Below are 21,430 nucleotides of genomic sequence, written 5' to 3' on the forward strand. Positions count from 1 at the left end.
CCTTAATGAACGAACAACGAGCCCGCGGCCGACTGAGCGAGGTCAAGGACAGGCTGCGGGAAGACCCCCAGCACTACGGTAGCCAACGCGGCGAAGCCGACGACGCTCGCGGTTCCCCAGGACGGCAGAACCACCGAGGGACCGTCAGGGGCGGGGTCGCTGAAGAACATCAGGACGATGACCCGGACGTAGAAGAACGCGGCGATGGCCGAGGAGACCACGCCGACCACCACGAGCGGCAGCGCGCCGCCGGAGACGGCCGCCTGGAACACCGCGTACTTGCCGAAGAAGCCGCTGGTGAGCGGGATCCCGGCGAAGGCCAGCAGGAAGAAGGCGAAAAGACCGGCCAGCTTGGGCGAACGTTTGCCCAGCCCGGCCCAGCGGGACAGGTGCCACGCCTCGCCGCCCGCGTCGCGGACCATGGTCACGATGGCGAACGCGCCGATCGTGGTGATGCCGTAGACGGCCAGGTAGAACAGGATCGCGCTGAGCGCGAGCGCGTTCTGCTTGGGGTCGGCGGTGATGGCCACCACGCCCACCAGCAGGAAGCCGGCGTGCGCGATCGAGGAGTAGGCGAGCATGCGCTTGATGTCGGTCTGGGTGATGGCCAGGATCGCGCCGGCGACCATCGTCAGGATGGCCACCCCCCACATGATCCCGCTCCAGTCCCAGTCCAGGTTGCCCAGGGCGATCCAGAACACCCGCAGCAGCGCGCCGAAGGCGGCGACCAGGGTGCCGGAGGCCATCAGGGCGGTGACCGGGGTGGGCGCGCCCTGGTAGACGTCGGGCTTCCAGGACTGGAAGGGAGCTGCGCCGATCTTGAAGAGCAGGCCGACGCCGAGCAGGGCGGCGCCGGTGTAGAGCAGGGCGTCCTGGCCGCCGACCGCGCCGAGCGCGGTGCCGATCTTCGCCAGGTCGACCGAGCCGGCGAAGCCGTACAGCAGGGCGGTGCCGTACAGGAAGAAGGCCGAGGAGAAGGCGCCGAGCAGGAAGTACTTCATCGCCGACTCCTGGGACAGGAGGCGGCGACGGCGGGCCAGGCCGCAGAGCAGGTAGAGCGGGAGGGACATGACCTCCAGGGCGACGAACATGATGAGCAGGTCGTTCGAGGCCGGGAACAGGAGCATGCCGCCGATGGCGAACAGGGCCAGCGGGTAGACCTCGGTGTGCACGTTGCCCTCGATGAGGGCGCGCTCCTCCTCGGCGGAGCCGGGCACGGCCGAGGCGGCGGGAACGAAGTGGTCCTCGTCGTTGAGGAGCAGCACGCTGACGAAGGCCAGCACCAGGATGGTGCCCCAGATGAACAGCGTGGGGCCGTCCACGGCGACCGCGCCCATGGCCGACGGCTTGGTCGGCACGCCCTTGACCGTCTGCACGATGACGAGCGCGAACGCGCCCGCCAGGGAGAGCAGGGTGATCGGGATGTGCATCGCCCGGCGCAGGTAGCGCGGGGCGAACGCCTCCACGAGCACGCCCAGGATGGCCGCGCCGAAGACGGTCAGCAGCGGCGCGAGCTGGAGGTACTCGATAGTGGGAGCGTTCACTGGCCCTCCTTGGCGACGGCCGAGGCCGGGTCGGCCACCGAGACGTTGTGGATCGTCTCCTTGACCGACGGGTTGATGACGTCGAGCAGCGGCTTGGGGAAGAAGCCGAGCACGATGATGAGGGCGATCAGCGGGCCGACCACCAGGCGTTCCCTGATGTTCAGATCCGACATGCCCCGGACGGATTCCGCGGTCGGGCCGTTCATGGTCCGCTGGTACATCCACAGAATGTAGATCGCGGCCAGCACCACGCCGGTGGCGCCGATGATGGCCGGCACGGCGTAGACCTCATAGGTCCCCAGCAGCACCAGGAACTCGCTGACGAACGGGCTGAGCCCGGGCAGCGAGAGGCCGGAGAGCCCGGCCACCAGGAAGGCGCCCGCCAGGATGGGCGCGACCTTCTGCACGCCGCCGTAGTCGGCGATGAACGCCGAACCGCGCCGGTAGATCAGGAACCCGGCGATGAGGAACAGCGCGCCGGTGGCGAAGCCGTGGTTGACCATGTAGAGGGCCGACCCGGCGGCGCCGTTCTGGGTCATCGCGAAGACGCCCATCGCGATGAAGCCGAAGTGCGAGATCGAGGTGTACGCGATGAGCCGCTTGATATCGGTCTGCCCGATGGCCACGATGGCGCCGTACACGATGCCGATCACGGCCAGCGCGATCACGACCGGAGTCGCCCACTTCGAGGCCTCGGGGAAGAGCTCGAGGCAGAAGCGCAGCATGCCGTAGGTGCCGACCTTGTCCAGCACGCCGACCAGCAGCACCGCGGCGCCCGCCGGGGCCTGCGCGGCCGCGTCGGGGAGCCAGGTGTGGAACGGCCACAGCGGCGCCTTGATCGCGAAGGCGATGAAGAAGCCGAGGAACAGCCACTTCTGCGTGGTCGGGTCCGTGATCGCGCCGATCAGCTCGGGGAACATGAAGGTGCCCTTGCCGGCGATCACGTAGAGCGCGATCACCGCCACCAGCATCAGCAGGCCGCCGAACAGCGAGTAGAGCAGGAACTTGACCGCCGCGTACGACCGCTGCGCCCCGCCATACGACCCGATCATGAAGTACATCGGGATCAGCATGGCTTCGAAGAACACGTAGAAGAGGAAGATGTCGGTCGCCGCGAAGACGCCGATCATCATCGCTTCCAGCACCAGCAGCAGCGAGAAGTACGTCCGGACCGACCGCTTGCCCGCCTCGGCGTCATGCCAGGAGGCCAGCACCACGACCGGCACCAGGATGGCCGACAGCAGGATCAGCACCAGCGCGACCCCGTCCACGGCGACCCCGTAGTGCACGCCGAAGGCGGGGATCCAGTCGTAGGTCTCTATGAACTGGAAGCGGTCGCCGTTCGGGCTGAACTGCACGGTCATGACGATGGTGAGCACCATCACGACCAGCGACACCGCGAGGGTGGCCTGCTTGGCGAGCTTGTCGTTCTTGACGAACGCCACGCCCAGCGCGCCCAGCGCGGACACGCCCATCAATATGGAGAGCCAGGGCATCACAAGGTCCCTACGACGAACCAGGCACCGGCCAGGATGGCGGCGCCGACGAAAATGGACAGCGCGTACGAGCGGACGTAGCCGGTCTGGATCCGGCGCAGCCGCCCTGACGAGCCGCCGATGGTCGCCGCCAGGCCGTTCACCAGGCCGTCCACGCCGCGGTTGTCGAACCAGACGGCGAGCCGGGTCAGCCACTGGCCCGGCCGCATGAACAGCGCCTCGTTGAGGGCGTCGCCGTACAGGTCGCGGCGGGCGAAGGTGGTGAGGAACGAGCCGCGCGGGGCGAGGGCGGGAACCTCCTGGCGGCCGTACTTAAGCCAGGCGTAGCCGGCGCCGACGGCGACCAGCGCGAGGGTGGCCAGGCCGACCGGGGTGAACAGGTGGAAGGCGGGCAGCCTGTCAGGCTGGCCCACCGCCGGCCCGAGGAAGATCATGAAATTGTTGCCCACGATCAGGAAGGCGCCCAGCCCGGCCGAGCCGATGGCGAGCAGGATCAGCGGCCAGGTCATCACGGCCGGGGACTCGTGCGGCTTGACGCCCTCCTCCCAGCGGCGCTCCCCGAAGAAGGTCATGAAGACCACCCGGGACATGTAGAAGCCGGTGATGCCGGCGCCGACGACGGCCAGCCAGCCGAGGATCGCGTTGTGCTCCATCGCGGTCTCGATGATGCCGTCCTTGGTGAAGTAGCCGGACAGCAGCGGGAACCCGATGATCGCCAGGTAGCCGATCACGAAGGTGAGGAAGGTGATCGGCATGAACGTGCGGAGGCCGCCGTACTTGCGCATGTCGACCTGGTCGTTCATGCCGTGCATGACCGAGCCGGCGCCGAGGAACAGGTTGGCCTTGAAGAAGCCGTGCGTGATCAGGTGCGCGATGGCGAAGGCGTAGCCGACGGGGCCCAGGCCGGCGGCGAGCATCATGTAGCCGATCTGCGACATCGTGGACCCGGCGAGGGCCTTCTTGATGTCGTCCTTGGCGGTACCGATGATCGCACCGGCGAGCAGCGTGGCCACGCCGACGATGGTCACGACCAGGGAGGCCGTGCCGTCGCCCGGGAAGAAGGCCGCGCCGGAGCGGACCACCAGGTAGACGCCCGCGGTGACCATGGTGGCGGCGTGGATGAGGGCGGAGACCGGGGTCGGGCCCTCCATCGCGTCCAGCAACCAGGACTGCAGGGGCAGCTGGGCCGACTTGCCGCACGCGCCGAGCAGGAGCAGCAGCCCGATCGCGGTGACCGTGCCCTCCGAGGCCCCACCGGCCTTGGCGAAGACCTCGCCGAAGGCGACGGAACCGAACGAGGTGAAGATGATGAAGATCGCGATGAGCAGGCCGAAGTCGCCGACCCGGTTCACCACGAAGGCCTTCTTGGCCGCCGTCGCCGCGCTCGGCTTGAACTGCCAGAACCCGATCAGCAGGTACGACGCCAGGCCGACGCCCTCCCAGCCGACGAACAGGGCGACGTAGTTGTCGGCCAGCACGAGCAGCAGCATGGCCGCCACGAACAGGTTCAGGTAACCGAAGAACCTGCGCCGGTCCAGGTCGTGCGACATGTAGCCGATCGAGTAGATGTGGATCAGCGCGCCGACCCCGGTGATCAGCAACGCGAACGAGATCGACAGCGGGTCGATCAGCAGCCCCATGTCGGCCACGCCGGGAATGAACTCATACAGCGACACGCCGCGACGGCGCTCCCCGGGCGCGAACCCCAGCATCTGGACGAACGCCAGCACCGCCACCACGAACGACGCCAAGACCATCAGCACGCCGAAGTAGTGGCCGAACTTGTTGGTACGGCGACCGCCCAGCAGCAGGACCGCGGCCCCGAGCAGCGGCAGCGCGATCATGAGCCAGCCGACCCCGATCACACCGCCCGGGTTCGAGATGATCTCAGCGGGTTCCACGGTCACCTCTTAGTGCTTCAGCAGGCTGGCGTCGTCGACGGACGCGGACCTGCGGGTTCGGAAGATCGTCACGATGATGGCCAGCCCCACGACGACCTCGGCGGCCGCCACGATCATCACGAAGAAGGCGATGACCTGGCCCTCGATGTTCCCGTGCTGGCGGGCGAAGGTGACGAACGCCAGGTTGCAGGCGTTGAGCATGAGCTCCACGCACATGAAGACCACGATGGCGTTGCGCCGGGTCAGCACGCCGATGCCGCCGATCGCGAACAGCAGCGCGGACAGGACCAGGTAATGGGTGGTCACTTGGAGTTCTCCCCTTCCGTGATCTCCGCGACGGGAGCCTCGGCCTCGATGGGTTCCTCCGTGTGCCGCGTCAGGTGCCGGTTGACCGACAGCTTGGAGATCGTGCCGTCAGGAAGCAGCGCGGGCATGTCGATGGCGTTGTGCCGGGCGTACGTGCCGGGGCCAGGCAGCGGGGCCGGGTTGGCGCCGGTCTCGCCGAACGCCGCGAACCGGGCGCGGGACAGGTCCTTCTGGGTCGCCTTCGGCTCGGCGCGCTCCCGGTGCGCGAGCACCATCGCCCCCAGCGCCGCCGTGATCAGCAGCGCCGAGGTGACCTCGAACGCGAAGACGTACCGCGTGAAGATGGACTCGGCGAGGGAGGGCACATTGCCGACCTGGTTGACCGCGCCCAGGCCCTTCGGCGCGGCGAAGACCACGTTGCCGAAGCCGAGCGCGAGCAGCGCCGCGAAGCCGAGGCCGGCGATGAAGGCCCAGAAGCGCTGGCCGCGCAGGGTCTCCACCAGCGAGTCCGAGGAGTCCACGCCGACCAGCATGAGCACGAACAGGAACAGCATCATGACCGCGCCGGTGTAGACGATGATCTGCACCGCCGCCAGGAACGGCGCGTCCTGCACCGCGTAGAGCACCGCCAGCGAGAGCATCACCACGCCGAGCATCAGCGCGGAGTAGACCGCCTTGCGGCTGAAGACGAGCCCGAGCGCGGCGGCGACGGAGACCACCGCCAGCACCCAGAACGTGACCGTCTCACCCATTGTCGCGTCCCAACCGGTAGTAGTCCTCTTCGGTCTCCCCGAGGCGCATCGGATGCGGCGGCTGCTCCATGCCGGCCATCAGCGGGGCGAGCAGCATCTCCTTGGTGTAGATGAGCGACTCGCGGGTGGTGTCGGCCAGCTCGTACTCGTTGGTCATCGTGAGCGCCCGGGTCGGGCACGCTTCGATGCACAGGCCGCACAGGATGCACCGCAGGTAGTTGATCTGGTAGGTCCGGCCATACCGCTCGCCCGGCGAGTAGCGTTCCTCGTCGGTGTTGTCGCCGCCCTCCACGAAGATGGCGTCGGCCGGGCAGGCCCAGGCGCACAGCTCGCAGCCGACGCACTTCTCCAGGCCGTCCGGCCAGCGGTTGAGCTGGTGCCGCCCGTGGAAGCGGGGCGCCGTGGGGCGCTTCTCCTCCGGGTAGTTGACCGTGATCGGCTTCTTGAAGATGTGATGGAAGGTGACACCGAACCCTTTGACCGGATTCAGGAAGTCGAAGAACTTAGACACTGGGGACCTCCTTGCGATTAGCCCCGTGGTAATGCGGCAGGTCCAGAGCCGGCACCGGGAACCCGCCGGCTTCCGGCCGGTCCCGAAGGCGCTCGAACTCCTCCTCCACCTGCGCGGCCCGCTCCTCGCGCCGCCGCTGCAGCACGGTGTCGAACCGGAAGTAGACGATCATCGCGCCCACCACCACGACCGCCATCACCGTGATCACCAGCGGGCTGTTGTCCACCCGCAGCGCGCGGAAGCTGGCGACCGCGAGGATCCAGGCCAGGTTCAGCGGGATCAGGACCTTCCAGCCGAAGTGCATCAGCTGGTCGTAGCGGACCCGGGGCAGCGAGGCGCGGACCCAGATGAAGAAGCAGAAGATCAGCACCATCTTGATGAAGAACCAGAGCATCGGCCACCAGCCGACGTTGGCGCCGTCCCACAGCGAGATCGGCCAGGGGGCCCGCCAGCCGCCGAGGAACAGCGTGGTCGCGACGCCGGAGACGACGAACACGTTCACGTACTCGGCCAGCATGAACATGGCGAACTTCAGCGAGGAGGAGTACTCGGTGTGGAAGCCGCCGACCAGCTCGCCCTCGCCTTCCGGCAGGTCGAACGGGACCCGGTTGGTCTCGCCGAGCATGGTCAGCGCGTAGATCAGGAAGGACGGGAGCAGCAGGATCGCGTACCAGGACGGCAGCGGGATCTCCAGGCTGCCGAGGGGGAACGTGCCGCCGTCGGCCTGCTTGGCGACGATCTCCGAGGTGGACAGGGTGCCCGCGTAGAGGAAGACGGCCACGAAGGACAGGCCCATCGCGATCTCGTACGAGACCACCTGCGCGCTGGACCGCAACCCACCCAGGATCGCGTACGGCGAGCGCGACGCCCACCCCGCGAGCACGATCCCGTACACCCCGATCGAGGCCATGGCCAGGATGAGCAGCACCGCCACCGGCAGGTCGGTCAGCTGCAGCGGCGTCTTCTCCCCGAACATGGACACGACCGGCCCGAACGGGATCACGGAGAACGCCAGGAAGGCCGGCACCGCGATGATCACCGGCGCCAGGAAGTAGATCACCTTGTCGACCTTGCGCGGCATCAGGTCTTCCTTCAGCCCCATCTTCAGGCCGTCGGCGACGGTCTGCAGCAGACCGAACTTGCCCGCCCGGTTGGGGCCGTAGCGGTGCTGCATGCGCGAGATGAGCTTGCGCTCGGTCCACACGCCGAACAGCACGCCGAGCATCAGGACGGCGAAGATGAACACGGCCTTGATGATGCTGATCCACAACGGATCGTGGCCGAAGTCCGCCAGCGTGGGCCCGGGGCTCGTGGACGCCGGGCTGACTAGGAAGGTCATGGCCGCTCCTGTTGGCCGATGATGGTAACGAGGTCCCCGGCCGCGGCCCGCAGGTCGCGGGTGGCCGAGACGCCGCCCGAGTTCGCGGGCACCCAGACCACCCGGTCCGGCAGGTCGGCGACGCGCACCGGCAGCGTCACGCCGTTGACCGTGACCTTGTCCTGGGCGCCGATCTCGGCGGCGGTGGCCTCCGACAGCAGCGCGACCGCCTCGCGGGCGGTGCCCGCCAGATACGGCTCGCCGTCCTGGAGCTTCCCGTCGTCGAGCAGCAGCCGCCAGGTGGCCAGCACCGCCTGCCCGGCCCGCGGGACCGCGCCGGACCCGCCGATCAGGACGGGCGCGGCCTGCCGGGAGCCCTTCCAGGCGCCGAGCCCGCCCAGCTCGCGGCGGACCGCGGCGACGTCGGGCAGGGCCAGGTGCACGTCCATGTGGTCGGCCAGCGCGACGATGGCCCGCAGGTCGCTCATCCCGCCGGGCTGGGGGACGGCGGCCTCGAAGGAGCGCCCGCGCCCCTCCCAGTCCACGAACGTCCCGGCCTTCTCGGCGACCGCGGCCACCGGGAACACCACGTCGGCGCGGTCGGTGACCGCGCTGGCCCGGATCTCCAGGCTGACGATGAACGGGGTGTTCTCCAGGGCCCGCAGCGCGAGGTCGGGGTCGGGCAGGTCGTCGGGGTCGACGCCCGCGACGATCAGCGCGTCCAGCTCCTCGTCGAGGGCGGCGCGCAGGATGCCGGAGGTGTCGCGTCCGGGGGTTTCCGGGAGCGACGTGACGTTCCAGGCCCTGGCCACTTCGGCGCGGGCGTTGGCGTCGCCGACCGGACGCCCTATCGGCAGCAGGTTGGGCAGCGCGCCCGCTTCGAGCGCGCCGCGCTCGCCCGCCCGCCGGGGCACCCAGGCGATCCTGGCGCTGGTCGAGCGGGCCAGCCGGAGCAGCGCCGACAGCGCGCCGCGGGTTCCGGCGAGCCGCTCGCCGACCAGGATGATCGCGCCCTCGGGGATCGTGCCGCCGCTGTTGGTCAGCTCGCCGATCACCTCGGCCTCTTCGCCGGGGACGGTCCTGATCAGGGTGCCGCCCATCTTGGCCAGGCCGGGCGTGGCGAAGGGGGCCAGCGCGTACACGCGCAGCCCCTTCTTCTGGTGCGCCTTCCTGAGCCGCAGGAAGACGATCGGCGACTCCTCCTCCGGCTCGAACCCGGCCAGCAGCACGGCGGGCGCGCTCTCCAGGTCGGCGTAGGAGATCTCGATGCCCTTCCCGGCCACCGCGTGGGCCAGGAATTCGGCTTCCTCGGCGGAGTGCGGCCTGGCCCGGAAGTCGATGTCGTTGGTGCCGAGGGCGACCCGGGCGAACTTGCTGTAGGCGTACGCGTCCTCGACCGTGACCCGGCCGCCGACCAGCACGCCCGCGCGGCGACCGGCCAGACCGGCGGCGGCCACCGACAGGGCCTCCGGCCAGGAGGCCGGGACGAGCACGCCGTCGGCGTTGCGGACCAGCGGGGTGCGCAGCCGGTCGGGCTCGGTGGCGTAGGTGAACGCCCACCGGCCCTTGTCGCAGTTCCACTCCTCGTTGACCTGCGGGTCGTCCCCGGCCAGGCGGCGGGTGACCTTGCCGCGGCGGTGGTCGGTGCGCAGCGAGCAGCCGGAGGCGCAGTGCTCGCACGCGCTGGGCGTGGAGACCAGGTCGAACGGCCGCGACTGGAACCGGTAGGCCGCGCCGGTGAGCGCTCCCACCGGGCAGATCTGGATGGTGTTGCCGGAGAAGTAGGACTGGAACGGCTCGCCCTCGGCGACCGCGACCTGCTCCTTGGCGCCGCGCTCGAAGAACTCGATGAACGGGTCACCGGCGATCTGGTCGGAGAAGCGCAGGCAGCGGGCGCACTGCACGCAGCGTTCCCGGTCCAGCAGCACCTCGGTGGAGAGCGGGATCGGCTTGGGGAAGGTGCGCTTCTGCTCCTGGAAGCGGGATTCGCCCTGCCCGTTGGACATGGCCTGGTTCTGCAGCGGGCACTCGCCGCCCTTGTCGCAGACCGGGCAGTCCAGCGGGTGGTTGAGCAGCAGCATCTCCATCACGCCGCGCTGCGCCTTCTCGGCGACCGGCGAGGTGAGCTGGCTCTGCACGACCATGCCCTCGGCCACCTCGATGGCGCAGGACGGCTGCGGCTTGGGGAAGCCCCGGCCGTTGCCCGCGTCGGTGATGTCCACCAGGCACTGGCGGCAGTTGGCCGCCGGGTCGAGCAGCGGATGGTCGCAGAACCGGGGGATCTGGATCCCCAGCAGCTCGGCCGCCCGTATGATCATCGTGCCCTTGGGCACGCTGACCTGGAAGCCGTCGATGGTGAGGGTCACCATGTCCACGGCCGCCAGCTCGGGCTGTGTTGCTTGGATGGTCACTTGGGCCCCCACACAGTTGACAGTGCGGGATCGAACGGACAGCCGCCGATCTCGAAGTGCTTCAGGTATTCATCGCGGAAGTACTTGACCGACGAGTGAATCGGGCTCGTCGCGCCGTCACCCAACGCGCAAAATGAGCGCCCAAGGATGTTGTCCGCGATGTCGGTGATGGTAGCGAGATCCTCTTCGCCGCCCTGGCCCGCCTCCAGCCGCTTGAGCACCTGCTTAAGCCAGTAGGTGCCCTCCCGGCAGGGGGTGCACTTGCCGCAGGACTCGTGCGCGTAGAACTCGGTCCAGCGCAGCGTCGCCCGCAGCACGCAGGTCGTCTCGTCGAAGATCTGGAGCGCCCGGGTGCCGAGCATGGAGCCCTTCGCGCCGACCGACTCGAAGTCGAGCGGCACGTCCAGGTGCTCGTCGGTGAAGATCGGCGTCGACGAACCGCCGGGGGTCCAGAACTTGAGCCGGTGGCCTTCGCGAATTCCGCCCGCCATGTCGAGCAGCTCCCGCAGCGTGATGCCCAGCGGGGCTTCGTACTGCCCCGGCCTGGTCACGTGGCCGCTCAGCGAGAAGATGCCGAAGCCCTTGGACTTCTCGGTGCCCATCCCCGCGAACCAGTCCGCGCCGTTGGCGATGATGGACGGCACCGAGGCGATGGATTCGACGTTGTTGATGACCGTCGGGGCCGCGTAGAGACCCGCCACCGCCGGGAACGGCGGCTTGAGCCTGGGCTGCCCGCGGAACCCTTCCAGCGAGTCCAGCAAGGCGGTCTCTTCCCCGCAGATGTACGCCCCTGCGCCGGAATGCACTACGAGTTCGAGGTCGAACCCGGACCCCATGATCCCCGTCCCCAGGAACCCCTTCTCGTACGCCTCCCGCACCGCCGCGTGCAACCGCCGGATCACGTGCAGAACCTCACCACGCACGTAGATGAACGCGTGGTTGGCCCGGATCGCGTACGCGGTGATGATGATGCCCTCGACCAGCGCATGCGGGTTGGCCATCATGAGCGGGATGTCCTTGCAGGTCCCCGGCTCAGATTCGTCGGCATTCACCACCAGGTAATGCGGCTTGCCGTCATTTTGTGGGATAAATCCCCACTTCATGCCGGTTGGGAAGCCCGCGCCGCCACGACCCCGCAGGCCGGAGTCCTTGACCGCCTGGATGATCGTGTCCGGGTCCATGCCCAGCGCCTTCTTGGCCGCCGAGTAGTCGCCGTACCCCTCCAGGGTGAAGGAGTTCGGCAGGTCCCAGTTCTTGGTCAGGATCGGGGTGAGCGTCGTCACTTGGGAGCCTCCCAGCCGTTGGCCTTGGCGATCCGCAGGCCCTCCAGCGACGGACCGGCGGCCGAGGGGCCGTCACCGGCGAGGCCGTCGGGGATTCCGGCGAGGATGCGCGAGGCGTCCTTGAACGAGCAGAGCTTCTTCGGGCCGCGGGTCGGCGTGATGTCCTTGCCGTCCCGCAGGTCGTCCACCAGCTGCTTGGCCGACGCCGGGGTCTGGTTGTCGAAGAACTCCCAGTTGACCATCATCACCGGCGCGAAGTCGCAGGCCGCGTTGCACTCGATCCGCTCCAGCGAGACCTTGCCGTCGGCCGTGGTCTCGTCGGCGCCGATGCCCATGTGCTCGGTGAGCTCCGACCAGATCTGGTCGCCGCCCATCACCGCGCAGAGCGTGTTGATGCACACCCCGACGTGGTACTCCCCGGCGGGCTTGCGCCGGTACATCGTGTAGAACGTCGAGACGCCGACCACCTCGGCCTTGGACAGGCCGAGCATCTCCGCGCAGAACTCGTGACCGTCGTCGGAGACGTAGCCGTCCTCGGACTGCACCAGATGCAGCAGCGGCAGCAGCGCCGACCGCGCCTTCGGGTAGCGGCCGATGATCTCCTTGGCGTCGGTCTCCAGACGCTCGCGGACCTCGGGCGAGTAGGTCACCGGTCCACACCTCCCATAACGGGGTCGATCGAAGCGACCGCCGAGATCACGTCGGCGATCATGCCGCCCTCGCACATGGCCGGGACGGCCTGCAGGTGGGTGAAGGACGGGTCCCGGAAGTGCACGCGGTAGGGGCGGGTGCCGCCGTCGCTGACCACGTGCGCGCCGAGCTCGCCGCGCGGCGACTCGACGGCGGAGTAGACCTGCCCGGCCGGCACCCGGAAGCCCTCGGTCACCAGCTTGAAGTGGTGGATCAGGGCTTCCATCGAGCTGCTCATGATGTGCGCGATGTGGTTCGGCGAGTTGCCCAGGCCGTCGGGGCCGAGCGCCAGCTGCGCGGGCCAGCCGATCTTCTTGTCCTCGATCATCACGGGACCGGCCTTCAGCGGCCCGGCCAGGCGCTCCAGGCACTGCTCGATGATCTTGAGCGACTCTTCCATCTCGGCGACCCTGACCAGGTAGCGACCGTACACGTCGCAGGAATCCTCGGTCGGCACCTCGAAATCGTAGGTCTCATACCCGCAGTACGGCTGCGACTTGCGCAGGTCCCACGGCAGCCCGGCGGCCCGCAGGATCGGCCCGGTGATGCCCAGCGCCATGCAGCCGGTCAGGTCCAGGTAGGCCACGTCCTTGGTGCGGCGCACGTAGACCGGGTTGGCGTCCAGCAGCTTGCGCATGTCCGCCAGCCGCTGCGGCATCACCTTGAGCAGTTCGCCGACCTTGTCCAGCGCGCCCGCGGGCAGGTCCACGCTGACCCCGCCGGGCCGGACGTAGGCCATGTTCATCCGCAGGCCGGTGATGTACTCCATCACGTCCAGCACCATCTCGCGCTCGCGCACGCCGAACAGGAACGGCGTGGTCGCGCCCAGTTCCATGCCGAAGGTGCCGATGGCGACCATGTGCGAGGAGATCCGGGTGAGCTCCATCATCATGACCCGGATGGCCTCGGCCCTGGCCGGGATACGCTCGGTGATGCCGAGCAGCTTCTCCACCGCCAGGCAGTACGCGGTCTCGTTGAAGATCGGGGACAGGTAGTCCATCCGGGTGACGAACGTCACGCCCTGGGTCCAGGTCCGGAACTCCATGTTCTTCTCGATGCCGGTGTGCAGGTAGCCGATGACCGTGCGGGCCTCGGTGACCGTCTCACCGTCGAGCGTCAGGACCAGGCGGAGCACGCCGTGCGTGGACGGGTGCTGCGGGCCCATGTTGATGACCAGCCGCTCCTCGTCGGACTCCAGCACGGTGTCGACGAGCTGGTCCCAGTCCTGGCCGGCGACGTCGTATACCTTGCCCTCGGCCGCTTCGGTGGCATGTGTTGTCATGCGTACGACCTCCTCTGGTCGGGCGACGGGATCTCCGCGCCGCGGTACTCGACCGGGATGCCGCCGAGCGGGTAGTCCTTGCGCTGGGGGTGGCCTTCCCAGTCGTCGGGCATCTCGATGCGGGTGAGCGCCGGGTGCCCGTCGAAGATGATGCCAAAGAAGTCGTAGGTCTCGCGCTCGTGCCAGTCGTGGGTCGGGTAGACCGAAACCGTGGACGGGATGTGCCGGTCGGTGTCGGGCGCGGAGACCTCGACCCTGACCCGGCGGTTGTGGGTGATCGAGGCCAGGTGGTAGACCGCGCGCAGTTCCGCGCCGCTCTCCTCCGGGTAGTGCACCCCGGAGACGCCGAGCGAGAGCTCGAACCGCAGCGCCGGGTCGTCGCGCAGCTTCCGCATGGTCTCGACCAGCCGTTCCCTGGCGATGTGCAGGGTCAGCTCGCCGCGATCGACGACCACGCGCTCGACCGTGCCCTCCGGAAGGGCGTCGACGAGCTGGTCGAAATAGCCGCCGTACGGGCGGGGGGTGGACAGCTGCGGCGCGCGGCGGACCACCAGGCCCCCGTAGCCGGAGGTGTCGCCGGAGCCGGAGACGCCGAACATGCCGGTGCGCGCGACCGGTTCCTGGGGTACTTCGGGCAGGTTGTCGCTCATCTCACACCCCCTGGTCGATCAGCGGCAGGCTGCGCAGCGCCTGGAGTTCGAGCTCCTGCACCTGCTTCTCGCGGTGCGCGCCGAACTTCGTGTTCTGGATCTTGTCGTGCAGCTTGACGATGGCGTCGATCAGCATCTCCGGGCGCGGCGGGCAGCCGGGCAGGTAGATGTCGACGGGCACGACGTGATCCACGCCCTGCACGATGGCGTAGTTGTTGAACATTCCGCCAGTGGACGCGCAGACCCCCATCGCGATGACCCACTTGGGCTCGGCCATCTGGTCGTAGATCTGGCGCAGCACGGGGGCCATCTTCTGGGACAGCCGCCCGGCCACGATCATCAGGTCGGCCTGGCGGGGCGAGGCCGACGCGCGTTCCATGCCGAACCTGGCCAGGTCGTGGGTCGGGCCGCCGGTGGACATCAGCTCGATGGCGCAGCAGGCCAGACCGAAGGTGGCCGGCCACACCGAGCTCTTGCGCGCCCACCCGGCCACCTGCTCGACCGTGGTCAGCGCGAACCCGCTGGGAAGTTTCTCTTCAAGACCCATGGCTATCTAGTCCCAATCCAGGCCGCGGCGGCGCCACACGTAGGCGTACGCCACGAGCACGGTGACGATGAACAGCACCATCTCCACCAGCCCGAAGACCCCGAGCTGGTCGAAGGCCACCGCCCACGGATAGAGGAAGATGATCTCGATGTCGAAGACGATGAAGAGCATCGCGGTGATCATGTATTTCAGCGGGAAACGACCGCCGCCGACCGGCTGCGGAGTGGGCTCGATGCCGCACTCGTAGGCGTCCAGCTTGGCGCGGTTCCACCGCTTGGGCCCGGTGAAGGGGGCGATGCTCACGGAGAAGACGGCGAATCCCGCCGCGAGGACCGCGAGCACCAGGATGGGCGCGTAGAGCTCCATCGCTAAGGCGTCCTCTCGGTGATAGAGATCATCAGGTTTAGTTTCACGATAGTCATGCCGGCGGAGTGACTTTGGACAGAGCGTTGATGATCCGGTCGGATGCGTCGCCGCTTCTGGGGTCGGTGAGGTTCGCGAGTAACTTCATGGCGAACCGCATCAGGCCCGGGTGTGGCAGCGTATGCCGGGTGATGAAGCCCATCACCCCCGGTTTGCCGATCGCCTCCACGAACAGGCGACCGAGGGTGAAGTATCCGCCGTACGCGTCCTTGAGTATCCCCGGGTAGGCGCGCAGGGTGCGCTCGCGCTGGGCGGGGGTGGGCCGGGCCAGCGCCGTCGCGATGGTGTCGGCCGCGATCCGGCCGGTCTCCATGGCGTACGCGATGCCCTCGCCGTTGAAGGGGTTGATCATGCCGCCGGAGTCGCCGACCAGGACCAGGCCACGGGTGTAGTGCGGCTGCCGGTTGAAGGCCATCGGCAGTGCCGCGCCGCGGATCGGCGTGGTCCGGTTCTCCTCGGTGAAACCCCAGTCCGGGGGCATGTGGCGGACCCAGCGGCGGACCAGGTCGCGGTAGTCGATGTTCTTGAAAGATTCACTGGTGTTGAGCAGGCCGAGCCCGACGTTGGCGGTGCCGTCGCCCACTCCGAAGATCCAGCCGTAGCCGGGCAGCAGGCGATCGCCGTCCCAGAGCTCGAGCCAGATCTCCAGGTAGTCGTCGTCGTGCCGGGGGCTGGTGTAGTACGTCCTGACGGCCACGCCCATCGGGCGGTCCGCGCGCTTGTGCAGGCCCATGGCGAGGGAGAGCCGGGTGGAGTTGCCGTCAGCGGCGACCACCACCCGGGACCGGTACACCTCGCCGTTCTGGGCGCGCACGCCGACCACGTGGCCGCTGCGCTCGTCCAGCACGGGACCGGCGACGTTGACGCCTTCCAGCAGGGTCACGCCGCCCTTGACCGCGTTGTCGGCCAGGATCTGGTCGAAGTCCTGCCGGGTCCTGACCAGGCCGAAGTCGGGGAAGCTCTGCAGCTCAGGCCAGTCCAGCTCGAAGCTGCGGCCACCGCCGACGACCCGCAGGCCCTTGTTCCTGACCCAGCCAGGGGCGCCGAGGTCGACGCCCATGGCCAGCAACTCTTTCACCGCGCGCGGGGTGAGACCGTCCCCGCACACCTTCTCGCGCGGGAACCTGGTCTTCTCCAGCAACAGGACCGACAGGCCGGACTGCGCCAGATAGTACGCAGTCGTCGACCCGGCAGGGCCGGCGCCAACGACGATAACGTCGGCGTCCGCCGCCACCCGCTGTGTCGCGGGGCCTGACTCGCTCACGGGGGACCTGTCCTGTCCTAGGGACGAAGACCGAGACGGTTGGGGCCTTCGTTCCTTTGTGAACCTCTTCACAAACTTGTCGGCCGCAGTCTAGTGCGTCCCGTTGCTGCTTTGTCAGGGGGTAGGAGGCTACTAGCGGGTAACAGAGTCGGACTTGATCGCTCCGATGAAGTCCTCCCAGACCTCGCGGGGGAAGTCGAGGACCGTGCCTGTCGGGTTTTTTGAATCGCGCATGCCGACGCGGTCGCCCATGCGCACCTCCACGCATTCACCGCTGACACTGCTGAAGCTGCTCTTGACCCAGTCATGCGGCGACTGCATGCACGTTCTCCAATTATGAAGGCGCCCGTGACCCGAGGGACAGGGCGTGCGGTTGGTACGACGGGGTACCCATGATCCCCTATTTCAGGAGGTTCTGTCAGTCACTCCCGGTAATCCTGTTCGGAGCGTTCCCAATTCGCCAGGTCAAATTCACCGGCGCGTACCCCGCCGAGGAATGCCACCCACTCGCCGGGCGTGAAGAGCAGGGGTGCGCAGGACGGGTGCTTGGAATCGCGGACCGCGACCGTGTCGTCAACGACCGCGACCTCCACGCATTCCCCGTTCACACCACTGAAGGTGCTCCTACGCCAATCGATCCGCTTGCCACTGGCAGCCGCCATTGCCGCATCCTTTGCCCGGAAACCTGGGTGGGTATACCCGGGTTCTTGCGCGCAGAAATACGGCAGAGGTTTACAAAGCACCCTTACAGCGCACTACTGGCACAAGCGCCTACATCTCAGCGCGGGCGGCGATGAGGGTCATCGACTCCTCCTCGCTCAGGGAGGCGTCCCGGAGATGATCGAGAAGCAGGCGGAACCGGTAGGTGGTGGCCTCGTCCTCTTGAAACGTGCCACCGGCGACGCTCTCCAGGTAGACCACGTCGTCATACAGCGGCCCGAACCCATTGACTTCAGGAAATTTCAGGATGACGAAGCTGTCGGAGTCGATCGGGTGCGGGCCGTCCAGGGCCAGGATCCGGACTGAGACGTTGGGGAGCTCGGCCAGCGCGTACAGGTGCTGGAGCTGGTCGCGCATGACGTTCTCGGAGCCGAAGCGGCGCAGCAGGGCAGACTCGTCCACGACCGCGCTGACCCGCAGCACCTGCTCGGTGACCAGGGCCTGGCGGCGCACCCGGACCTGGGTGCGGCGTTCGACCTCGCCGGGCGAGAGGCGGGTGAAGGTCTCCGTGCTGTTGAGGGCGCGCGCGTACTCGACGGTCTGGAGCAGGCCCGGGATGCCGCGGGACTGCCACGTCAGCATCTCCTCGGCGGCGGTCTCCAGGCCGACATAGGTCACGTACGACTCGGGCAGCGTGTCCGCGTAGGCGTCCCACCAGCCCTTGCTTTCCGCGCGAGCGGCCAGCCCCAGCAGGAACTGGCTCATCGTGGAGCCGATCCGGTAGTGGGTGAGCAGCGTGCGGACGTCGCGCTCGCGCGGCAGGATCTGGCCGTTCTCCAACCGGCTGATCTTGGAGGTGGACCACTTGAGCTGGTCCGCGACCTGCACGCCGCTGAGCCCCACCGCCTCACGTAACCGGCGTAGTTCCACGGCCAGCCGACGCCGACAGACAGTCGGGCTGAGTTCCGGCGTCACCGACCATCTCCCTCCAGCAAACCCACCCATAATACGGGTAAATATCCCAGCTTAACGTGGCTTTCAAGGCCGAAACCGGTATCCTGCCGCATCCCGAATGTGTTCCCATCGGGAATTGCACCGAGTGTCCCGCCAGCGCATTGTGAGGTTAGTGCAGAAAGGGGAACCGGGGGCGAGGTAGATGGAACGGGTTCGACGCCTGTTGGCGGCGATCGAATATCGGCTATGGGTGGAGCCGGATGAATTCGCGATGTATCGGGGATGGCGTGTCGACCACTCGCGGACGTTGCTGTGTTCATGGCCGCGCCTCCGGCACGGCGGGCTTGGCCGCCCTCAGCCTGCGTCTTCCCTCGTCTCTCCGGCCGCTCCGCGACCTGCGTTCCTCAGTCCAGACACAGGCGCGGCCAAGCGACGCTACTTCAGGCGGCCTTGACCGCCCGGTGCAGGGCCACGATGCCCAGGCTCAGATTCCGCCAGGCCACTCGGCGCCAGCCTGAGGTCTGGATGACCTGCGACAACTCCGCCTGGTCGTACCAGTCGCGGATGGATTCCGCGAGGTATTCGTAGGAGTCGGGGTTGGAGCTGACCGCGCGGGCGACCTGCGGGAGCAGGCGCATCAGGTACTGCGTGTAGATCACGTCGAAGGTCTTGATCGGCGGGCGGGAGAACTCGCAGATCACCAGGCGGCCGCCCGGGCGGGTCACCCGGAGCAGTTCGGCCAGCGCCTGATGGGTATCGGACACGTTGCGCAGGCCGAAGGAGATCGTCACCGCGTCGAAGGCGTCGTCCGCGAACGGCAGTCGCAGCGCGTCACCGCCGACGAAACTGACGCCGCCGCCGGAAAGGCCGGAACCACCGTGCTTGCGGACACCGGTGCGGAGCATGCCGAGGGAGAAGTCGCAGGCGATCGCGCGCGCGCCGAGCGTGGTGAACGCGTCGGTGGAGGTGCCGGTGCCGGCCGCCAGATCCAGCACGACCTCGCCGGGCCCCGCGTCCACGGCGCGGGCGGTGGCCTTACGCCAGAGCCTGTCCTGGCCGAGCGAGAGCACGTCGTTGACCAGGTCGTAGCGCCGCGCCGTGCGATCGAACATCGCGGCGACCTCGTGCGGCTGCTTGTCCAGGGATGCGCGCGTCATGAGGTGATGATATTGCCGCGACATGGCCGCGCCTCCGGCACGGCGGGCTTGGCCGCGCCAAGCCAACCGATGTTGCAGAACGTGAGACATTGATTACTTTGCGTGTGCTAGGACTTGGGGAGTGCATGCCAGAAATTTGATCGCGATATTCACGTCGGCGGCGATGGTGATCCCCGCCGGTCCCGCCCAGGCCGGAATCCGGCAGCCCCTGGTGGTCTCGCCGAATCCGGTGGGGCGCACCCCGCACGTGCTCGACGGCATCGTCAACGCGTTCGCCCAGGTCGGTGACACGGTGATCGTGGGCGGGCAGTTCAGCAGAGTCAGGAACGCCGGGAGCCGGGCCGAGCTGTCGCGCCAGAACCTGTTCGCCTTCAGCCTGAGCACGGGCAGGGTCGACCCGCGCTTCGTGCCCCGGATGGACGGGCCGGTGCTCACGCTGGCCCCCGGCGTCGATGGAACGGTCTACGCGGGCGGCTCGTTCACCCGCGGCCTGGCCAGGCTGCGCCTCGCCGACGGCTCGGCCGTGCAATCGTTCACCGCCACCGCCTACGGCGCCGAGATCTCCAGTCTCGTACGGCGCGGCCAGCACCTCTACGTGGGCGGAAACTTCACCCAGATCACCCGGACGGCCAGGACCGCCCTGGCCCGGCTGGACGCGAACACCGGCGCGGTGGACCGGTCCTTCACGGTCACTCCCGGCGGCGGTGAGACAAAAATCACTGCCATGGCGGTCAGCCATGATCGGCTCGTCGTGGACGGGTCGTTCACGACGCTCGACGGCCTTCCCCGGCCGCAACTGGGCGTAATCGACCTGACCACCAGGCGAGTGGCGGACTGGCGCACCGACGCGTACGCGCCCGGGTGCAGTGCGGCGTTCCCGTCGTACGTCCGGGGATTGGATCTTTCGCCCGACGGGTCATATTTCGTGGTTGTCACCACGGGAGGACCCGCTCCGCGTACCCGAAAACTCTGCGACACGGCGGCCCGATTCGAGACGTACGCGAAAGGGGAAAAGATCCGACCTACCTGGGTGAATCACACGGGTGGCGACTCGTTGTACTCGGTGGCCGTGACCGGCGCCGCGGTCTATGTCGGCGGGCATCAGCGCTGGCTGGACAACCCGTTCGGGTCTGACACCGCGGGTAAGGGCGCGGTGTCCCGGGAGGGTATCGGCGCCATCCATCCGACGACCGGGAAGGCACTCGCCTGGAATCCGACTCGGACTCGGGGAATCGGGGTGAAAGCGTTTCTCCCGGTAAAGAAGGGGCTTTTGGTCGGAAGCGACACGACACAGCTCGGACGTGAGTACCATGCCCGCATCGGAATGTTCCCGATGCCCTAGCCCTCGGGTGGGCGGTGCCTCGCACTGATCCGCGTGCTGACCTCGTCACGTTGCTTTGACAGCAGAACGTAACTGGCCAGCCCGCTGACCAAGAACGCCACGGCCAGCAGCGCGTAAGTGCGCAGGCCGAGGAGATAGAGCACGCCCAAGGCAACGGTGAACAAGCCCAGGCGGGAGAGGGTGTAAACGAGAACCGCGCGCACAGCGTCGAGGTTACGTCACTCTCACGTATCGCGGACTCTCTTCGCATCAGTCGCGAGCACTGCTAGGGTTCTCATCACGGCGCTTTCGTAAAGAAACACCCATGAGCGCCCCAAAGAGGCTCTATCATATAACAATCGGGCACTGAGCCGGTAACAACCCGTGATCTTCTCCGAAAACCACGGATAAATCAGGCTTCGCTCGGCACACTGGTTACCTGTCCGCCCGCTGCAGGACGCGGGATGCGAGGGGGAGAGATTGTGGAGAGTAGCAGCGAGCGACTGCTGACCCCTGGAGAGGTTGCCGCCCTCTTCCGGGTCGACCCGAAGACCGTGACACGCTGGGCCGCGGCGGGGCGAATCAGCAGCATCCGTACCCCCGGAGGGCATCGGCGATTCCGCGAGTCGGAAGTACACGCCCTCCTTCGCGGAGAGGAAGTCCTGACGGCCGACCGGCCGAACGGCGACTCCCCGCGAGTCTGAGCACCACTGCATTATGAGCAGCACCCTGCATCACATGACCAGCTGTTGGTGATCCTGCGCCTCCCGGAGCCGCAGGGTCACCGGGTTACTTCGCGCGAGTGGATCCCCCACCCCTTTGGGCCACTGACGCCCGGCCTCAACCGACACCCCTCGGGCCAAGGCCAATACCAGAGTGGTGGTTCTCCCACCCACCCAGCCCTCTGTTTCCCCTCGGGCTCCGCCCGCCCCCGCCAACACCGTGGCACCCACCAACGAC

At 67.9% G+C, this 21,430-nt stretch carries 22 protein-coding genes; 2 read left to right on the forward strand and 20 right to left on the reverse strand.

What is annotated here, in order from left to right; all coding sequences use genetic code 11:
* Window positions 1-2: 2 nt before the first annotated feature.
* The 19 genes from nuoN to Aple_RS43710 form a co-directional block, all read right to left on the reverse strand.
* Window positions 3-1,544 (reverse strand): NADH-quinone oxidoreductase subunit NuoN, encoded by a 1,542-nt coding sequence (gene nuoN, locus Aple_RS43620; protein WP_155350658.1) that lies wholly within the window; start codon window positions 1,542-1,544, stop codon window positions 3-5.
* Window positions 1,541-3,040 (reverse strand): NADH-quinone oxidoreductase subunit M, encoded by a 1,500-nt coding sequence (locus Aple_RS43625; RefSeq protein ID WP_155350659.1) that lies wholly within the window; start codon window positions 3,038-3,040, stop codon window positions 1,541-1,543. The genes nuoN and Aple_RS43625 overlap by 4 nt, the downstream gene beginning before the upstream one ends.
* Window positions 3,040-4,884, reverse strand: coding sequence for an NADH-quinone oxidoreductase subunit L (gene nuoL / locus Aple_RS43630; protein ID WP_174889957.1), 1,845 nt, complete (start codon window positions 4,882-4,884; stop codon window positions 3,040-3,042). The genes Aple_RS43625 and nuoL overlap by 1 nt, the downstream gene beginning before the upstream one ends.
* 66 nt (window positions 4,885-4,950) lie before the next feature.
* Window positions 4,951-5,247: an NADH-quinone oxidoreductase subunit NuoK gene (nuoK, locus tag Aple_RS43635; RefSeq protein ID WP_155350660.1), complete on the reverse strand. Its 297-nt coding sequence runs from the start codon at window positions 5,245-5,247 to the stop codon at window positions 4,951-4,953.
* Window positions 5,244-5,999, reverse strand: coding sequence for an NADH-quinone oxidoreductase subunit J (locus Aple_RS43640; RefSeq protein WP_155350661.1), 756 nt, complete (start codon window positions 5,997-5,999; stop codon window positions 5,244-5,246). The genes nuoK and Aple_RS43640 overlap by 4 nt, the downstream gene beginning before the upstream one ends.
* On the reverse strand, window positions 5,992-6,510 hold the full coding sequence (nuoI, locus tag Aple_RS43645) for an NADH-quinone oxidoreductase subunit NuoI (protein WP_155350662.1): 519 nt from the start codon (window positions 6,508-6,510) through the stop codon (window positions 5,992-5,994). Before nuoI ends, Aple_RS43640 begins: the two co-directional genes overlap by 8 nt.
* The gene (gene nuoH / locus Aple_RS43650) at window positions 6,503-7,849 is read right to left on the reverse strand and encodes an NADH-quinone oxidoreductase subunit NuoH (RefSeq protein WP_155350663.1); all 1,347 of its coding nucleotides are present in this window, start codon (window positions 7,847-7,849) and stop codon (window positions 6,503-6,505) included. The genes nuoI and nuoH overlap by 8 nt, the downstream gene beginning before the upstream one ends.
* Window positions 7,846-10,197, reverse strand: a complete 2,352-nt coding sequence (locus tag Aple_RS43655) for an NADH-quinone oxidoreductase subunit G (RefSeq protein WP_246265245.1) — start codon at window positions 10,195-10,197, stop codon at window positions 7,846-7,848. The genes nuoH and Aple_RS43655 overlap by 4 nt, the downstream gene beginning before the upstream one ends.
* Before the next feature lie 38 nt (window positions 10,198-10,235).
* The gene (nuoF, locus tag Aple_RS43660; RefSeq protein WP_155350665.1) at window positions 10,236-11,522 is read right to left on the reverse strand and encodes an NADH-quinone oxidoreductase subunit NuoF; all 1,287 of its coding nucleotides are present in this window, start codon (window positions 11,520-11,522) and stop codon (window positions 10,236-10,238) included.
* Complete coding sequence (nuoE, locus tag Aple_RS43665; RefSeq protein ID WP_155350666.1) at window positions 11,519-12,172, reverse strand: NADH-quinone oxidoreductase subunit NuoE; 654 nt, start codon at window positions 12,170-12,172, stop codon at window positions 11,519-11,521. The genes nuoF and nuoE overlap by 4 nt, the downstream gene beginning before the upstream one ends.
* The gene (locus Aple_RS43670; protein WP_155350667.1) at window positions 12,169-13,494 is read right to left on the reverse strand and encodes an NADH-quinone oxidoreductase subunit D; all 1,326 of its coding nucleotides are present in this window, start codon (window positions 13,492-13,494) and stop codon (window positions 12,169-12,171) included. The genes nuoE and Aple_RS43670 overlap by 4 nt, the downstream gene beginning before the upstream one ends.
* Complete coding sequence (locus Aple_RS43675; RefSeq protein WP_155350668.1) at window positions 13,491-14,144, reverse strand: NADH-quinone oxidoreductase subunit C; 654 nt, start codon at window positions 14,142-14,144, stop codon at window positions 13,491-13,493. The genes Aple_RS43670 and Aple_RS43675 overlap by 4 nt, the downstream gene beginning before the upstream one ends.
* A gap of 1 nt (window position 14,145) precedes the next feature.
* Window positions 14,146-14,691, reverse strand: a complete 546-nt coding sequence (locus tag Aple_RS43680; protein WP_155350669.1) for a NuoB/complex I 20 kDa subunit family protein — start codon at window positions 14,689-14,691, stop codon at window positions 14,146-14,148.
* A gap of 6 nt (window positions 14,692-14,697) precedes the next feature.
* The gene (locus Aple_RS43685) at window positions 14,698-15,057 is read right to left on the reverse strand and encodes an NADH-quinone oxidoreductase subunit A (protein WP_155350670.1); all 360 of its coding nucleotides are present in this window, start codon (window positions 15,055-15,057) and stop codon (window positions 14,698-14,700) included.
* A gap of 52 nt (window positions 15,058-15,109) precedes the next feature.
* Entirely contained in the window at window positions 15,110-16,378 is a 1,269-nt protein-coding gene (locus Aple_RS43690; protein WP_155350671.1) for a geranylgeranyl reductase family protein, read from the reverse strand.
* 132 nt (window positions 16,379-16,510) lie between these two features.
* Window positions 16,511-16,699, reverse strand: coding sequence for a DUF397 domain-containing protein (locus tag Aple_RS43695; protein WP_155350672.1), 189 nt, complete (start codon window positions 16,697-16,699; stop codon window positions 16,511-16,513).
* Between the two features lie 101 nt (window positions 16,700-16,800).
* On the reverse strand, window positions 16,801-17,040 hold the full coding sequence (locus tag Aple_RS43700; RefSeq protein WP_155350673.1) for a DUF397 domain-containing protein: 240 nt from the start codon (window positions 17,038-17,040) through the stop codon (window positions 16,801-16,803).
* Window positions 17,041-17,149: 109 nt separating this feature from the next.
* Window positions 17,150-18,013 carry a helix-turn-helix domain-containing protein gene (locus Aple_RS43705; RefSeq protein WP_170321963.1) on the reverse strand — a complete coding sequence of 288 codons (864 nt, stop codon included), beginning with the start codon at window positions 18,011-18,013 and terminating at the stop codon, window positions 17,150-17,152.
* Window positions 18,014-18,432: 419 nt separating this feature from the next.
* Window positions 18,433-19,149, reverse strand: a complete 717-nt coding sequence (locus tag Aple_RS43710; RefSeq protein WP_155350675.1) for a demethylmenaquinone methyltransferase — start codon at window positions 19,147-19,149, stop codon at window positions 18,433-18,435.
* 136 nt (window positions 19,150-19,285) lie between these two features.
* On the opposite strand from Aple_RS43710, the gene Aple_RS43715 reads away from it, so the two are divergent.
* The gene (locus Aple_RS43715) at window positions 19,286-20,491 is read left to right on the forward strand and encodes a hypothetical protein (RefSeq protein ID WP_246265230.1); all 1,206 of its coding nucleotides are present in this window, start codon (window positions 19,286-19,288) and stop codon (window positions 20,489-20,491) included.
* On the opposite strand, the gene Aple_RS43720 is transcribed toward Aple_RS43715, so the two are convergent.
* Window positions 20,488-20,694 (reverse strand): DUF4229 domain-containing protein, encoded by a 207-nt coding sequence (locus Aple_RS43720; protein WP_155350676.1) that lies wholly within the window; start codon window positions 20,692-20,694, stop codon window positions 20,488-20,490. The genes Aple_RS43715 and Aple_RS43720 overlap by 4 nt on opposite strands.
* Before the next feature lie 240 nt (window positions 20,695-20,934).
* On the opposite strand from Aple_RS43720, the gene Aple_RS43725 reads away from it, so the two are divergent.
* Window positions 20,935-21,174: a BldC family transcriptional regulator gene (locus Aple_RS43725; RefSeq protein WP_155338405.1), complete on the forward strand. Its 240-nt coding sequence runs from the start codon at window positions 20,935-20,937 to the stop codon at window positions 21,172-21,174.
* Window positions 21,175-21,430: the final 256 nt, after the last annotated feature.

This window comes from Acrocarpospora pleiomorpha (genome assembly GCF_009687885.1).
Taxonomy (GTDB): Bacteria; Actinomycetota; Actinomycetes; order Streptosporangiales; family Streptosporangiaceae; genus Acrocarpospora; species Acrocarpospora pleiomorpha.

Coding starts and splice junctions, on each gene's coding strand:
- Aple_RS43625 (WP_155350659.1), bottom strand. CDS start 3,040: ATGCCCTGGCTCTCCATATTGATGGGCGTGTCCGCGCTGGGCGCGCTG.
- nuoL (WP_174889957.1), bottom strand. CDS start 4,884: ATGATCGCGCTGCCGCTGCTCGGGGCCGCGGTCCTGCTGCTGGGCGGT.
- Aple_RS43640 (WP_155350661.1), bottom strand. CDS start 5,999: ATGGGTGAGACGGTCACGTTCTGGGTGCTGGCGGTGGTCTCCGTCGCC.
- nuoH (WP_155350663.1), bottom strand. CDS start 7,849: ATGACCTTCCTAGTCAGCCCGGCGTCCACGAGCCCCGGGCCCACGCTG.
- Aple_RS43655 (WP_246265245.1), bottom strand. CDS start 10,197: ATGGTGACCCTCACCATCGACGGCTTCCAGGTCAGCGTGCCCAAGGGC.
- Aple_RS43670 (WP_155350667.1), bottom strand. CDS start 13,494: ATGACAACACATGCCACCGAAGCGGCCGAGGGCAAGGTATACGACGTC.
- Aple_RS43675 (WP_155350668.1), bottom strand. CDS start 14,144: ATGAGCGACAACCTGCCCGAAGTACCCCAGGAACCGGTCGCGCGCACC.
- Aple_RS43680 (WP_155350669.1), bottom strand. CDS start 14,691: ATGGGTCTTGAAGAGAAACTTCCCAGCGGGTTCGCGCTGACCACGGTC.
- Aple_RS43685 (WP_155350670.1), bottom strand. CDS start 15,057: ATGGAGCTCTACGCGCCCATCCTGGTGCTCGCGGTCCTCGCGGCGGGA.
- Aple_RS43695 (WP_155350672.1), bottom strand. CDS start 16,699: ATGCAGTCGCCGCATGACTGGGTCAAGAGCAGCTTCAGCAGTGTCAGC.
- Aple_RS43700 (WP_155350673.1), bottom strand. CDS start 17,040: ATGGCGGCTGCCAGTGGCAAGCGGATCGATTGGCGTAGGAGCACCTTC.
- Aple_RS43710 (WP_155350675.1), bottom strand. CDS start 19,149: ATGACGCGCGCATCCCTGGACAAGCAGCCGCACGAGGTCGCCGCGATG.
- Aple_RS43725 (WP_155338405.1), top strand. CDS start 20,935: ATGCGAGGGGGAGAGATTGTGGAGAGTAGCAGCGAGCGACTGCTGACC.